Source organism: Pseudomonas sp. GM48, assembly GCF_000282335.1.
Taxonomy (GTDB): domain Bacteria; phylum Pseudomonadota; class Gammaproteobacteria; order Pseudomonadales; family Pseudomonadaceae; genus Aquipseudomonas.
This window is the reverse complement of record NZ_AKJM01000066.1, coordinates 24,294-37,385: the sequence shown is the minus strand read 5'-3', so window position 1 is coordinate 37,385 and position 13,092 is coordinate 24,294. Positions and strand designations below refer to the sequence as shown.

The 13,092-nt window shown below is 61.3% G+C and carries 15 protein-coding genes; 9 read left to right on the top strand and 6 right to left on the bottom strand.

Annotated elements, in window-relative coordinates:
• Nucleotides 1–190: 190 nt before the first annotated feature.
• Together PMI28_RS16155 and PMI28_RS16160 are read right to left on the bottom strand one after the other, a co-directional pair.
• A complete protein-coding gene (locus PMI28_RS16155) occupies nt 191–1,597 on the bottom strand; it encodes an FAD/NAD(P)-binding protein (RefSeq protein WP_007986260.1) in 1,407 nt (468 codons plus the stop codon).
• 14 nt (nt 1,598–1,611) lie between these two features.
• Nucleotides 1,612–2,175, bottom strand: coding sequence for a helix-turn-helix domain-containing protein (locus tag PMI28_RS16160; protein ID WP_007986259.1), 564 nt, complete (start codon nt 2,173–2,175; stop codon nt 1,612–1,614).
• An 84-nt stretch (nt 2,176–2,259) separates the two neighbouring features.
• On the opposite strand from PMI28_RS16160, the gene PMI28_RS16165 reads away from it, so the two are divergent.
• The 7 genes from PMI28_RS16165 to PMI28_RS16195 all read left to right on the top strand — a co-directional run bounded on the left by PMI28_RS16165 (nt 2,260) and on the right by PMI28_RS16195 (nt 9,505).
• Entirely contained in the window at nt 2,260–3,195 is a 936-nt protein-coding gene (locus PMI28_RS16165) for a DMT family transporter (RefSeq protein ID WP_007986258.1), read from the top strand.
• Nucleotides 3,196–3,441: 246 nt separating this feature from the next.
• Nucleotides 3,442–6,360 carry a monovalent cation/H+ antiporter subunit A gene (locus tag PMI28_RS16170; protein WP_007986257.1) on the top strand — a complete coding sequence of 973 codons (2,919 nt, stop codon included), beginning with the start codon at nt 3,442–3,444 and terminating at the stop codon, nt 6,358–6,360.
• Nucleotides 6,360–6,704, top strand: coding sequence for a Na+/H+ antiporter subunit C (locus PMI28_RS16175; protein WP_007986256.1), 345 nt, complete (start codon nt 6,360–6,362; stop codon nt 6,702–6,704). Before PMI28_RS16170 ends, PMI28_RS16175 begins: the two co-directional genes overlap by 1 nt.
• Entirely contained in the window at nt 6,701–8,386 is a 1,686-nt protein-coding gene (locus PMI28_RS16180) for a monovalent cation/H+ antiporter subunit D (protein WP_007986255.1), read from the top strand. The genes PMI28_RS16175 and PMI28_RS16180 overlap by 4 nt, the downstream gene beginning before the upstream one ends.
• Nucleotides 8,383–8,871 (top strand): Na+/H+ antiporter subunit E, encoded by a 489-nt coding sequence (locus PMI28_RS16185; protein ID WP_007986254.1) that lies wholly within the window; start codon nt 8,383–8,385, stop codon nt 8,869–8,871. Before PMI28_RS16180 ends, PMI28_RS16185 begins: the two co-directional genes overlap by 4 nt.
• On the top strand, nt 8,868–9,146 hold the full coding sequence (locus PMI28_RS16190; protein ID WP_007986253.1) for a K+/H+ antiporter subunit F: 279 nt from the start codon (nt 8,868–8,870) through the stop codon (nt 9,144–9,146). Before PMI28_RS16185 ends, PMI28_RS16190 begins: the two co-directional genes overlap by 4 nt.
• Nucleotides 9,143–9,505, top strand: a complete 363-nt coding sequence (locus PMI28_RS16195) for a Na+/H+ antiporter subunit G (protein ID WP_007986252.1) — start codon at nt 9,143–9,145, stop codon at nt 9,503–9,505. The genes PMI28_RS16190 and PMI28_RS16195 overlap by 4 nt, the downstream gene beginning before the upstream one ends.
• Before the next feature lie 157 nt (nt 9,506–9,662).
• Here the strand turns inward: PMI28_RS16195 and PMI28_RS16200 are convergent, their stop codons facing one another.
• From PMI28_RS16200 to PMI28_RS16215, 4 genes are all read right to left on the bottom strand, one after another.
• On the bottom strand, nt 9,663–10,100 hold the full coding sequence (locus tag PMI28_RS16200; RefSeq protein WP_007986251.1) for a DUF3995 domain-containing protein: 438 nt from the start codon (nt 10,098–10,100) through the stop codon (nt 9,663–9,665).
• A gap of 118 nt (nt 10,101–10,218) precedes the next feature.
• Nucleotides 10,219–11,232, bottom strand: a complete 1,014-nt coding sequence (locus PMI28_RS16205) for an ABC transporter substrate-binding protein (protein WP_007986250.1) — start codon at nt 11,230–11,232, stop codon at nt 10,219–10,221.
• A 118-nt stretch (nt 11,233–11,350) separates the two neighbouring features.
• Nucleotides 11,351–11,554 carry a hypothetical protein gene (locus tag PMI28_RS16210; RefSeq protein ID WP_007986248.1) on the bottom strand — a complete coding sequence of 68 codons (204 nt, stop codon included), beginning with the start codon at nt 11,552–11,554 and terminating at the stop codon, nt 11,351–11,353.
• Nucleotides 11,554–12,024, bottom strand: a complete 471-nt coding sequence (locus PMI28_RS16215) for a hypothetical protein (RefSeq protein ID WP_007986246.1) — start codon at nt 12,022–12,024, stop codon at nt 11,554–11,556. Before PMI28_RS16215 ends, PMI28_RS16210 begins: the two co-directional genes overlap by 1 nt.
• A gap of 413 nt (nt 12,025–12,437) precedes the next feature.
• Between PMI28_RS16215 and PMI28_RS31060 the strand changes: the two genes are divergently transcribed.
• Together PMI28_RS31060 and PMI28_RS16220 are read left to right on the top strand one after the other, a co-directional pair.
• Nucleotides 12,438–12,686, top strand: a complete 249-nt coding sequence (locus PMI28_RS31060; RefSeq protein WP_081501418.1) for a hypothetical protein — start codon at nt 12,438–12,440, stop codon at nt 12,684–12,686.
• A 161-nt stretch (nt 12,687–12,847) separates the two neighbouring features.
• Complete coding sequence (locus PMI28_RS16220) at nt 12,848–13,078, top strand: hypothetical protein (protein WP_007986244.1); 231 nt, start codon at nt 12,848–12,850, stop codon at nt 13,076–13,078.
• The last annotated feature ends 14 nt before the right edge of the window (nt 13,079–13,092 follow it).

Below are 13,092 nucleotides of genomic sequence, written 5' to 3'. Positions count from 1 at the left end.
GTACGTAAGGGGCGAGACCTTTGGTTCCTTTGGGGCGCTTGCCAAAGGGACTCGCCGTAAGGGCGAAACCATAAGCAGCCGTTACCGCAGCAACGGATATGTACTCAGACCCACAGACCCACAACCTGATCGACGAGTCCAACAACGCCAACACACCGCGCTGACTGCGCGGTGTGTTGAATGGGCGACCTTAGCGCACCAGTCGCCCGGCCAACGCCTTGGCCTGGCTCGCCACATCGGTGACGGCCGTACTTTCCCACCACATGCCGCGCAACGGCGGCCCCATGGCAAACAGACGGCTGGCGGGCTGGCCCTCGGCGTTCAGGACCGCGCCATCGACCTCCGCCGCGATGCCCAAGGCCAACGGCCCCGGCCGCACCAGGCCACGGGCGAGCAGTTGCCGGGGCAACGGCCGCGCAACCCGGCGCCAGTCGTATTCGATTCCGCTGGAGTTGATCAGGGCCGCACCGCTGACGACACAGCTGTGCGCCTCGCCGCGCCGTCGAAGGCGAATACTGACGCTGTCGCCCGTCGAACGCTCAAGCCCCTTGAACGAGGCCGCGTGAATACGCAACCGCCCTTCTTTATATAAGCGCTCCACCAGTTCGGCACTCAAGGGTGGCGAGCGGTGGTGATGGCTTTCCCACCACGGCCGCACATGCCGCACGAACTGCCGACGCTGCACGTCCGTCGCCTGATGCCACAAGCGGCCGATGTGTGCCCGCACCGTGTCCAGTGGCGCCTGCCAGTCAATGCCCAGGGCGATGGCGTCCCGGCAGTGCCGACGCAGTTCGCGCATCAACTGGCGAGGCGTGCGGATGCTCTGGTCCTGCGCGAGAAAATCCACCCAGGCCGGTGGCTGGCGACGCACATGGGGCAGCAGGCCATGGCGGGAAAACACTTCGATCGGACCACGATGCCCGGCCTGATCCAGGGACACCACGGCGTCGACCATGGTCAGGCCCGAGCCGATGATCATGACCGTCGACTGTGGATCGAGCTGCCGCATGGCTGCCACATCCCACGGATCGAGGGCCGCTGCGTTCAAGCCACTGGATTGGGTTTGCGGTGTTCGCGCGGCGGGGAACATCCCGGTGGCCAGCACCGCAAACGCTGCTTGCAGGCATTGACCATCGCTCAGCGTCAGCCGCACGTTTTCCGTACCGGTTTGCAAATCCACCACTTCGGCCCGCACATGTTCGACGGTCGAACCGTTCAAGGCACCCACTGCTTGCGCTTCTGCCAGACGCTGCTGCGCGTACAGACCGAATATCCCCCGAGGCGGAAACAATTCGCTGATCGGCACATGCTGCTGGTCCGACTCCGGCCAGCCGCCGCCGGCAATATAGTCGGTGAGCCATTGGGTCAGATCGTCGGCGTTGTCCGGATCGACACTCATCCGCGCCGCGTTGCCATTGAGCGTATGCCCCAACTCCACCGCGCTATAGGCCTCGCCCCGGCCGAGTTCGGCGCGGGGCTCAATCACCAGCACCTTGCGCTTGCCTGGCAGGCGCATCAACTGCGCCGCCAGCATCGTGCCACTGAGGCCGCCACCGACAATCAGGATGTCGGCGTCATGGGTCAAGGCGTGGTCCATCGTGTTCTCCCTGTTCAGATCACCACGTTACGCACAAACCTTGCCGCCACCGCCCCGTCGTTGCGGTAACAGTGCGGCTGGTTGCTGGCGAACATGAAGAACTCACCCGCAGCGATATTCTGCGGCTGGTCGCCGAGCATAACGGTCAGGCAACCGTCAAAGACATAAATCTGCTCGCTCCAGCCATCGGCGTCCGGCTCCGACGGATACACCTCGCCCGGTTGCAGGCACCATTCCCACTGCTCGACTTCGCGGCTGGCCTGGGCCTTGGAAAGCAACACCGCCTTACTGCCGGGGATCGTGCCGGTCCAGGCCAGCTCATTGATACGGCTGGGGTCGCGGGCGTCGGGAGCCTGGATCAAATCACTGAAGGCAACGTCGAGGGCTTCGGCCACCCGGTCGAGGGTGGTCAGGCTGACGTTCTTTTCCCCCGCCTCGATAGCCACCAGCATTCGGCGGCTGACACCGGACTTTTCGGCCAGCGCGGTCTGGCTCATGTCGGCGGCATGACGCAAACGACGAACATTTTGACTGACGTGCTGGAGCACCGATGCCCGCTGGGTAGAATCTTTGTGCACTATATTGCTCACTGAGTGGGGTTGGGCAGTATACTGCGCAACATTCGGCGCATTGTGCGTCTCCCTCCAGTAGCGTGCAAGGTCATGACGTCGGTGAACTCCCCAAAAGCTTCCTCCGGTTTTACACGGTTCAGCAAGGCCGAATGCGTGCTGGTGCTGATCACGATGGTCTGGGGCGGAACCTTCCTGCTGGTACAGCATGCGATGACCGTCAGCGGCCCGATGTTTTTCGTCGGCCTGCGCTTTGCCGCTGCCGCGAGCATCGTCGCCCTGTTTTCCTGGCGTCACCTGCGCGACCTGAGCCTGTTCGAACTCAAGGCCGGGTCGTTCATCGGCGTGGCGATCATGCTCGGCTACGGCTTGCAGACGGTCGGGCTGCAAAGCATTCCCAGCAGCCAATCGGCGTTTATTACCGCGCTGTACGTCCCTTTTGTGCCGTTGCTGCAATGGCTGGTGCTGGGGCGGCGTCCGGGGTTGATGCCCAGCATCGGCATCATGCTGGCCTTTACCGGGTTGATGTTGTTGTCCGGGCCGTCCGGTGCGTCGTTCAACTTCAGCCCCGGTGAAATCGCTACCTTGATCAGCGCGGTGGCCATTGCGGCCGAGATCATCCTGATCAGCACCTATGCCGGCCAGGTCGATGTGCGCCGGGTGACAGTGGTGCAACTGGCGGTCACTTCCGTGCTGTCGTTCCTGATGGTCGTGCCAACCAATGAGGCGATCCCGGACTTCTCGTGGTTGTTGCTGTGCAGCGCGTTGGGCCTTGGGGCGGCGAGTGCGGCGATTCAGGTGGCAATGAACTGGGCACAAAAAAGCGTTTCACCAACCCGCGCCACGCTGATCTATGCCGGCGAGCCGGTATGGGCCGGGATTGTCGGGCGCATCGCCGGGGAACGCTTGCCGGCGATTGCCCTGGTCGGGGCCGGGTTGATTGTGGCGGCGGTGATTGTCAGTGAACTGAAGACCAAGGGTAAGGCGGCTGCGGTCGAGGAAGAGCTGGAACAGGAAACACAGCGATAAACCGCAGCTTTTGCATCGCCTGATAGACCGCCTTCGCGAGCAAGCCCGCTCCCACATTGAAATGCGTTTCAAATGTGGGAGCGGGCTTGCTCGCGAAGGCGCCGGTACAGACGAAATCCCTCCCCCTGAAACAATGTTAAACGGGCTTTTTCGGACTACCGTGTAGGATTCTGCGACAGCTTGGCGTTTGGTGATCCGGGAGCTGGCACGTATGATGCTTCACAAACTTCCGCAGATTAGAAGCCTATGTCCCTGATAGTTCTACTGCTTCTGCCTTTCATAGGTAGCTGTTTGGCGGCCGTGTTGCCGCACAATGCTCGTAACGCCGAATCCCTGCTGGCTGGCCTGGTCGCCCTGATCGGTACCGTCCAGGTCGCGCTCCTGTACCCGCAGATCGCCCATGGCGGCGTCATTCGCGAAGAGTTTTTCTGGCTGCCCAGCCTGGGCCTGAACTTCGTCCTGCGCATGGATGGTTTCGCCTGGCTGTTCTCGATGCTGGTACTGGGCATCGGCACCCTGGTTTCGCTGTACGCCCGCTACTACATGTCGCCGGACGATCCGGTGCCGCGTTTCTTCGCGTTTTTCCTGGCCTTCATGGGCGCCATGCTTGGCCTGGTGGTCTCCGGCAACCTGATCCAGATCGTGTTTTTCTGGGAGCTGACCAGCCTCTTCTCATTCCTGCTGATCGGCTACTGGCACCATCGCGCCGATGCCCGGCGCGGCGCCTACATGGCGCTGATGGTCACCGGTGCGGGCGGATTGTGCCTGCTGGCGGGGGTCATGCTGCTCGGCCATGTGGTCGGCAGCTATGACCTGGACAAGGTCCTGGCCGCCGGCGACCTGATTCGCGCCCATGCCCTCTACCCGATTCTATTGCCCCTGATCCTGATCGGCGCCTTGAGCAAAAGCGCACAATTTCCTTTCCATTTCTGGCTGCCCCACGCCATGGCCGCGCCGACCCCCGTGTCGGCGTACCTGCACTCGGCGACCATGGTCAAGGCCGGGGTTTTTCTGCTCGCGCGGCTCTGGCCATCGCTCTCGGGCAGTGAAGAATGGTTCTACATCGTCAGCGGCGCCGGTGCCTGCACCCTGTTGCTCGGGGCGTATTGCGCGATGTTCCAGAACGACCTCAAGGGGTTGCTGGCCTACTCGACCATCAGCCACCTCGGCCTGATCACCCTGCTGCTCGGCTTGAACAGCCCACTGGCCGCCGTCGCCGCGGTGTTCCACATCCTCAACCACGCCACGTTCAAGGCCTCGTTGTTCATGGCCGCGGGCATCATCGACCACGAAAGCGGCACCCGCGATATCCGCAAACTCAGTGGACTGTTCAAACTGATGCCGTTCACCGCGACCCTGGCCATGGTCGCCAGCGCCTCGATGGCGGGTGTGCCGCTGCTTAACGGCTTCCTCTCCAAAGAGATGTTCTTCGCCGAAACCGTGTTCATCAATGCCACGCGCTGGGTCGAACTGAGCTTGCCGATCGTTGCGACCATTGCCGGTACCTTCAGCGTGGCTTATTCCCTGCGCTTCACCGTGGATGTGTTCTTCGGTCCGCCGGCAACCGACTTGCCCCACACGCCCCACGAGCCACCGCGCTGGATGCGCGCCCCGGTCGAGTTGCTGGTGTTCACTTGCCTGCTGGTGGGGATCTTCCCGGCCCAAGTGGTCGGCCCGCTGCTGGCTGCCGCAGCGCAACCGGTGGTCGGCGGCACGCTGCCCGAATACAGCCTGGCCATCTGGCACGGCCTGAACGCGCCGATGATCATGAGCCTGATCGCCCTCTCTTGCGGCACCCTGCTCTACTTGCTGCTGCGCAACCAATTCAAGCGTGGACGCTTCCACTACCCGCCGATCATTGGTCGTCTTGACGGCAAGCGCCTGTTCGAGCGTGGCCTGGTCGTGATGATGCGCCTGGCCCGTCGCCTGGAGCCCCGGATTGGTACCAGGCGCCTGCAAATGCAATTATTCCTGGTGGTGCTCGCCGCCGTGCTGGCGGGGTTGATTCCCATGTTGCACAGCAGCCTGCACTGGGGTGACCGACCGAAAATCCCGGGGTCGATCGTCTTCGTCACCTTGTGGTTGCTGGCCATCGCCTGTGCCCTTGGCGCGGCGTATCAGGCCAAGTATCACCGTCTGGCGGCCCTGACCATGGTCAGCGTCTGCGGCCTGATGACCTGCGTTACCTTCGTCTGGTTTTCGGCGCCGGACCTGGCCCTGACGCAACTGGCGGTCGAAGTGGTGACCACGGTGCTGATCCTGCTGGGCCTGCGCTGGCTGCCACGGCGGATCGAAGAAGTCTCGCCGTTGCCGGGCAGCCTGCGCCGGGCACGGGTGCGGCGTATCCGCGACTTGCTGCTGTCGACCACGGTCGGTATCGGCATGGCGTTGCTGGCCTACGCCATGCTGACGCGCCAGACACCCAACGATATTTCCTCGTTCTACCTGAGTCGCGCCCTGCCCGAAGGCGGCGGCAGTAACGTGGTCAACGTGATGCTGGTGGACTTCCGCGGTTTCGACACCCTCGGTGAAATCACCGTGCTGGTGGCCGTGGCCCTGACCGTGTTCGCCCTGCTGCGCCGCTTCCGTCCGCCGAAGGAAAGCCTGCAACTGCCGGCCCAGCAACGCTTGCTCGCACCGGACGTGGTCACCGACCTGGTCAACCCGCGCCACGCCAGCGACACCGCGCTCGGCTTCATGATGGTACCGGCGGTGCTGGTGCGCCTGCTGTTGCCGGTGGCGCTGGTGGTGTCGTTCTACCTGTTCATGCGTGGGCACAATCAACCGGGCGGCGGCTTTGTCGCGGGGCTGGTGATGTCGGTGGCGTTCATCTTGCAATACATGGTTGCCGGCACGCAGTGGGTCGAGGCGCAAATGAGCCTGCGGCCGCTGCGCTGGATGGGCACCGGACTGCTGTTTGCCACGGCCACCGGGCTGGGTGCAATGGTGGTCGGCTATCCGTTCCTGACAACTCACACCTGGCATTTCTCGTTGCCGCTGCTGGGTGACATTCACCTCGCCAGTGCGCTGTTCTTCGACATCGGCGTGTACGGCGTGGTGGTCGGCTCGACCCTGTTGATCCTCACCGCCCTCGCCCACCAGTCGGTGCGAGGTCACAAAACCGCTGCCCAGCCTAAATCAGTTGCCATAAAGGAGGTCGTCTGATGGAAGAAGTCATCGCAATCGCCATCGGCGTACTTGCCGCGTCCGGCGTCTGGCTGATCCTGCGTCCACGAACGTTCCAGGTGGTCATGGGCCTGTGCCTGCTGTCCTACGGCGTCAACCTGTTCATCTTCAGCATGGGCAGCCTGTTCATCGGCAAGGAACCGATCATCAAGGACGGCGTCCCTCAGGATCTGCTGCACTACACCGACCCGTTGCCGCAAGCGCTGGTGCTGACGGCAATCGTCATCAGCTTCGCCATGACCGCGCTGTTTCTGGTGGTGCTGCTGGCCTCCCGGGGCCTGACCGGCACCGACCATGTGGATGGCCGGGAGCCTAAGGAATGATGGCGATGTCTCACCTGATCGTCGCGCCCATTCTGCTGCCGCTGCTGACAGCCGCGATCATGCTGATGCTCGGCGAGAAACACCGACCGCTCAAGGCAAAGATCAATCTGCTCTCCAGCCTGCTCGGGCTGGGCATCGCCGTGGCGTTGTTGCAATGGACACAAACCACCGGCGTGCCCGGCTCCATCGGTGTGTACCTGCCGAGCAACTGGCAAGTGCCGTTCGGCCTGGTGCTGGTGGTCGATCGCCTGTCGGCGCTGATGCTGGTGCTGACCGGCATCATCGGCGTCAGTGCCCTGCTGTTTGCCATGGCACGCTGGGACAGCGCCGGTTCGAGTTTTCACGCGCTGTTCCAGATTCAGTTGATGGGCCTTTACGGCGCGTTCCTCACTGCGGACCTGTTCAACCTGTTCGTGTTCTTCGAGGTGCTGCTGGCCGCATCCTACGGGCTGATGCTGCACGGCTCGGGCCGGGCGCGGGTGTCGTCGGGGTTGCATTACATCTCGATCAACCTGCTGGCCTCGTCGCTGTTCCTGATTGGCGCGGCGCTGATCTATGGCGTCACCGGCACGCTGAACATGGCCGACCTGGCGGTAAAAATCCCGCTGGTGTCCGAAGCCGATCGCGGCTTGCTTCACGCCGGCGCAGGGATTCTGGCCGTCGCGTTTCTGGCCAAGGCCGGCATGTGGCCACTGAACTTCTGGCTGGTGCCGGCGTATTCCTCGGCCAGCGCGCCGGTGGCGGCGATGTTCGCGATCATGACCAAGGTTGGCGTCTATACCTTGCTGCGCTTGTGGACGCTGCTGTTTTCCGCCCAGGCCGGGGCATCGGCGTTCTTTGGCGGTGAGTGGCTGATCTATGGCGGCATGGCAACCATTGTCTGCGCCGCCATTGCGATCCTCGCCGCACAACGCCTGGAGCGCATGGCCAGCCTGAGCATTCTGGTGTCGGCGGGCATTCTGCTGTCGAGCATCGGTTTCGCCCAGCCGAACCTGGCCGGCGCGGCGCTGTTCTATCTGTTCAGCTCGACCCTGGCATTGAGCGCGCTGTTCCTGCTGGCCGAACTGATCGAGCGCTCGCGCTCGGCCAATGAAGTCCTGCTTGAGGATGAAGCCGAACTGCTGCCCCGGCCACTGGAATCCCTGCATCCGCCCAAAGGCATCAACCTCGACGACGAGCAGAAAGCCGTGGTCGGCCAGGTGATTCCCTGGACCATGGCGTTTCTTGGCCTGAGCTTCATCGCCTGTGCCTTGCTGATCATCGGCATGCCGCCGCTGTCCGGCTTTATCGGCAAACTCGGGTTGATCGGTGCCCTGCTCAATCCGCTGGGCTTGGGCAACAGCGGTGACGAACCGATTTCCAACGCCGCGTGGGGCCTGTTGGTGTTGTTGATTTTGTCAGGGCTGGCGTCGCTGATCGCGTTCTCGCGCTTGGGTATCCAACGCTTCTGGACGCCGGCGGAACGGCCATCGCCCCTGTTGCGACGCTTCGAATGCGTGCCGATCTTCGCGCTGCTGGGCTTGAGTATTCTGCTGACCTTCAAGGCCGATCCGCTGTTGCGCTACACCCAGGCCGCCGCCGATGCCCTGTACAACCCGCAGCAATACGTGATGGCCGTGCTCGACACTCGCGTCGTACCGAACCCGTCGGCCAAAGCAAGCCCGTTGGAGGTGCAACCATGAAGCGCCTGTTTCCGGCACCGTTGCTGTCGCTGGCCTTGTGGCTGCTGTGGTTGTTGCTGAACCTGTCGACCAGCCCCGGCAATCTGCTGCTGGGTGCGGCGCTGGGGTTCTGCGCGCCGCTGATGATGCGCAGGCTTCGTCCCCTGCCGGTGCGCATCCGGCGTCCCGGGGTGATCCTGCGCCTGGTCCTGCTGGTCGGGCGTGATGTGCTGGTGTCCAACTTCGCCGTGGCCTGGGGCGTGCTCAATGCCGGTCGCCGCCCGCCCCGCTCGCAATTCATCAAGGTGCCGCTGGACTTGCGTGACGCCAACGGCCTGGCCGCGCTGTCGATGATCACCACGGTGGTGCCCGGTACGGTCTGGTCGGAGCTGGCACTGGACCGCAGCATTCTGCTGTTGCACGTCTTCGATCTGGACGATGAGGCGCTGTTCATCCAGCACTTCAAGGCAACCTACGAACGTCCGTTGATGGAGATCTTCGAATGAGCCCATTGCTGTCGAACGCGATCCTGCTGAGCCTGTTCTTCTTTTCCCTGGCGATGATCCTGACCCTGATTCGCCTGTTCAAAGGGCCGTCGGCCCAGGATCGGGTCCTGGCGCTGGACTACCTGTACATCGTCGCAATGCTGATGATGCTGGCGCTGGGTATTCGTTATGCCAGTGACACCTACTTCGAGGCGGCGCTGCTGATCGCACTGTTCGGTTTCGTCGGCTCGTTCGCCCTGGCTAAATTCCTGCTGCGTGGTGAGGTAATCGAATGAACACGCCATTGTCGTTGTGGGTGGAAATCCCGGTGGCGATCCTGCTGGTGCTCGGCAGTCTGTTTGCATTGATCGGCGCCACGGGCCTGCTGCGCATGAAGGACTACTTCCAGCGCATGCACCCACCGGCCCTGGCCTCGACGCTCGGGGCCTGGTGCGTGGCGCTGGCTTCGATCATCTACTTTTCGGCGCTCAAGTCCGCGCCGGTCTTGCACGCCTGGCTGATTCCAATCCTGCTGGCGGTTACCGTGCCGGTGACCACCTTGCTGCTGGCTCGGGCGGCGCTGTTTCGTAAACGTATGGCCGGGGATGATGTGCCGGCCGAGGTGAGCAGCCGGCGGACCGAGAGCGGCAGCTAGACCAAAGATTTTTAGTGCCTGGACCGGCCTCTTCGCGAGCAAGCCCGCTCCCACAAGGGTGGGTGTCTAACTCAAAAGGTGTGTACGACACCAGACACTGTGGGAGCGGGCTTGCTCGCGAAGAGGCCAGTACTGTCACTACAAAAACGTCGCTGTCTCAGACCCAGGCCACCGCCAGCAACCCAGCCCCCAACACCACACACAACGGCGAATAAACCCAGGTGTCCAGCCGGGCAAATTTCGAGCCTTTGACCTCTTTGAAAAAACCCACCAGCTCCGAATCGCCAATGGCCCGGGCAAACAGCAAAATCGCAATCGCGCTGATCAGCCACTGCAACGACCAGTGATGCAACGGTGGCAGCCACCAACCCACCCGCAAGCACACCAACATGGCAATCAACAGCAGCACTGCGGCCACCACCAGCGTGATCCAGCCTCGCGGCGTGAACGCCGGCCTCAGTTGCGCACTGCCCTCCTGCGGTACTTGCGGGACCGCCGCCACCGCCGCCCACTCGCCACCCAACGCCCAATACACATGCACCAGACTGATTACGGTGAAGATCGTCACCAGCGACTGAGCCAACAACAGGGTCATGGTTCAGAGATCCTTGAAAGGGATATGAACCGAACATTGTAGGAGCTACCGCAGGCTGCGATGTCTTGATTTTGCTTTTTCATGACAAAGATCAAAAGATCCCGACCTGCGGCAGCGCCTACAGGGCGGCGGAGACTTTATCCGCCACGTCCTTGGGTAGCCAGGCCCTCCAGACGTCCGGATGAGCCTTCATGAACGCCTGCGCCGCCTGACGCGGCGGCGTATGTTTCTCGCTCATTTCGGCCAGTGCTTTGTTCAGGGGATCGATCGGAAAGTCGACCTTGGTGAAGAACTCGGCAATCTGCGGATATTGTTTCTGGAACGGTGTGGAAACACCGATGGACAGCTTGGAGGCCAGGGAACGGGTCGGCTGTGGGTTGGGATTGTCAGCGTCGGTCAAGGTCTTCCAGGCTTCGGCATCGAACGGTGGTTCTTCGAGTTGAATCAGCTTGAAGCGGCCAAGCAACGGCGTGGGCGACCAGTAGTAAAACAGCACCGGCTTGCCACGATGAATTGACGAGCTGATCTCCGCATCCAGTGCCGCGCCCGAACCGCTGCGGAAGTTCACGTAGCTGTCGTCCAGCCCATAGGCCTTGAGCTTCTGCTTGTTGACCACTTCCGAAGTCCAACCGATGGGGCTATTGAGGAAGCGTCCCTTGGCCGGGGCTTCCGGGTCCTTGAACACGTCTTTGTAGCGCGGCAGGTCGCTGACACTGCGCAGTTCCGGCGCCAGCGGCTTGATGCCCTTGGCCGGGTCGCCCTTGATCACGTATTCCGGCACCCACCAGCCTTCGGTCGCACCCTTGACCGTGTCGCCAAGGCTGACGACTTTGCCTTCGGCCTCCGCCTTGACCCAGACCGGGCTGCGACCGGCCCACTCTTCGCCAATGACCTGAATGTCATTGTTGGCCAGCGCGGTTTCCAGAGTGATGGTAGTGCCCGGCAAGGTGTCGGTCGGCAGCCCGTAGCCTTTCTCGACAATGATGCGCAAGACATCGGTGATCAGGCTGCCGCTTTCCCAGTTCAGGTCGGCGAAGTGGATGGGCGTCTGCGCGGCAAACACCGGGGCGGCTGTCACCATCAAGCCGAAAGTGGCCAGGACAGCAGCCAGCAACCGTCGAAATCCGTTCATGCTTTTGCACCTCGTGCTGTTCACAGCAATAGCAGGATGGCCTGGCAGTAGACCGCGAAGCCTCTGAATACTCAGTCCAATGACTGTAGTAGAGGTTCGTGCTTTCGAGGTGCGCGGATCAGTTTTCGGAAGTTTCCTGCAAACGCATCAGCTCTCGTCTGACCATGCTGGCGTATGCCGCCGGTTGCAGTTGGTAAAGCTGTGACGCCACCCAATTCAGCCAGGCTCCTTGCAGAATAGTCTTCTGCCCGAACAGCCGCCGCGCCTCGTCTTGAGCGCTGGCCTGGTTCTGTTCGTGGAAATCGGCGCGGGTCAGGGTCATCACTCGCTGGCCTTGAAGGTCACCAACTCGCCCTTGCGCCACTTGGCAGCTTTGGCAGTCACGGCTTTCAGGGTCTTGGTCAGGCCTTCCTGCAGCTGTTGATGGGCGGCAAACACCATCACCACGCTGTGACCTTCCTTGAACACGATCCCCTGGCCATCGGCCGTGGTCACGAAGGCGTAATCGCCAATGCCGTAAACCGTCAGCTTGATGTCGCGGAACTTGATGTCCAGCTTGCCGCCTTCGCGACTGGGCAGCACGGACGCGCTGAAATGATCGCCGACCTTGAGTTTGAGTCCGGGTTTGTCGTCCACCACCAGGGCTGATTCGGTGTCGATTTCGGCAATGTAGATGCCTTCAGCGTTTTGTTCGGTGATGTAAACGAAACGTGACTGAAACTGCTTGACCAGCTTTGCGCGCAAATCACCCAGCACGAACAAAGCATGCATATCGAGATTACTTACTGCCAAGGAAACATCCCCACATCTGAAAAATGGTGCCGTGCGCGAAAAAAAAACGCACAGCCAAAAAAGCGGCAATGCCGAAGGTGTAGCCAAAGAACCCGGATTGAAGTCCTGAATGAGCAGTGCACTCACTTATCACGAAGCTTGAGAAGACTACTGGAACGTCACTCGCGTCGTCTTGCCTGGCGTTCGTCACAGGCTGAAGGAAAACACCCTTCCTGCTGCCAGAAAATTATGGACTATCAACTTCGGGGAAAAATCTCATCAAGAAAAAATCTTTTCCTACATATCGTCCGCAAAAAATTGCTTTAGATAAACATCATTCACCCACCAGTGAGGGTGATTCTAGAGCAGCGATGCTCTTGGAGACTAGCCAAAACGACGTACATACGTCGATTAAACAATGAAAAGGACTTCATATGTGCACGCTCACACACATTGCCTTTCCCCTGGTGCCTGATACAGAAACAACGTCGATCTCGCCGCCGATACGGTTCCATCCCCATGAACCGCTTCACGATGTCCCGACCCGCCCGCGATTTCGGGTAGTCATGGCGGGCAATGCCTTCTTCCATATCAAGGACATTTCTACAGGCAGCGTCAGAGGTTTCCGAGCTGATCATAACGAAGCGTGTGCCCTCGCCCGGCTTCTTGAATCACGTTGTTGACATGCCCGGCGCGGTCATTTCCATCGACGGTTCGTCTGCCCGCCGACTTATCTCAGCCGTCGACGGGCAACTACTGCCATACTGCCCGCCCAATAAAACGGATCCGCAAAGAATCGGGTTACGTTGACAACAACAATGTATTTCCATGGGAAGCCTGCAACGTGACGGAATTTGATATCGGCGAGTTTTTTATCCGCGGTGAAGCCAGAGAAGTCGGTGGTGAATTCCAGGCCGTGATTGTCATGCGCGCCAAACCACCACTGAAGACCGTGACGTATCACCAGGTCGAAAAGGATCGCTGGTTCAAAACCCCGGATGTTGCCGCCATTGCGGCCCAGGAGTCAGCCAGGGAACTGAAGGCGGCGGTCGATGCGGGCGCATTGAAAGCCTGATTGTCGGGTTGGCG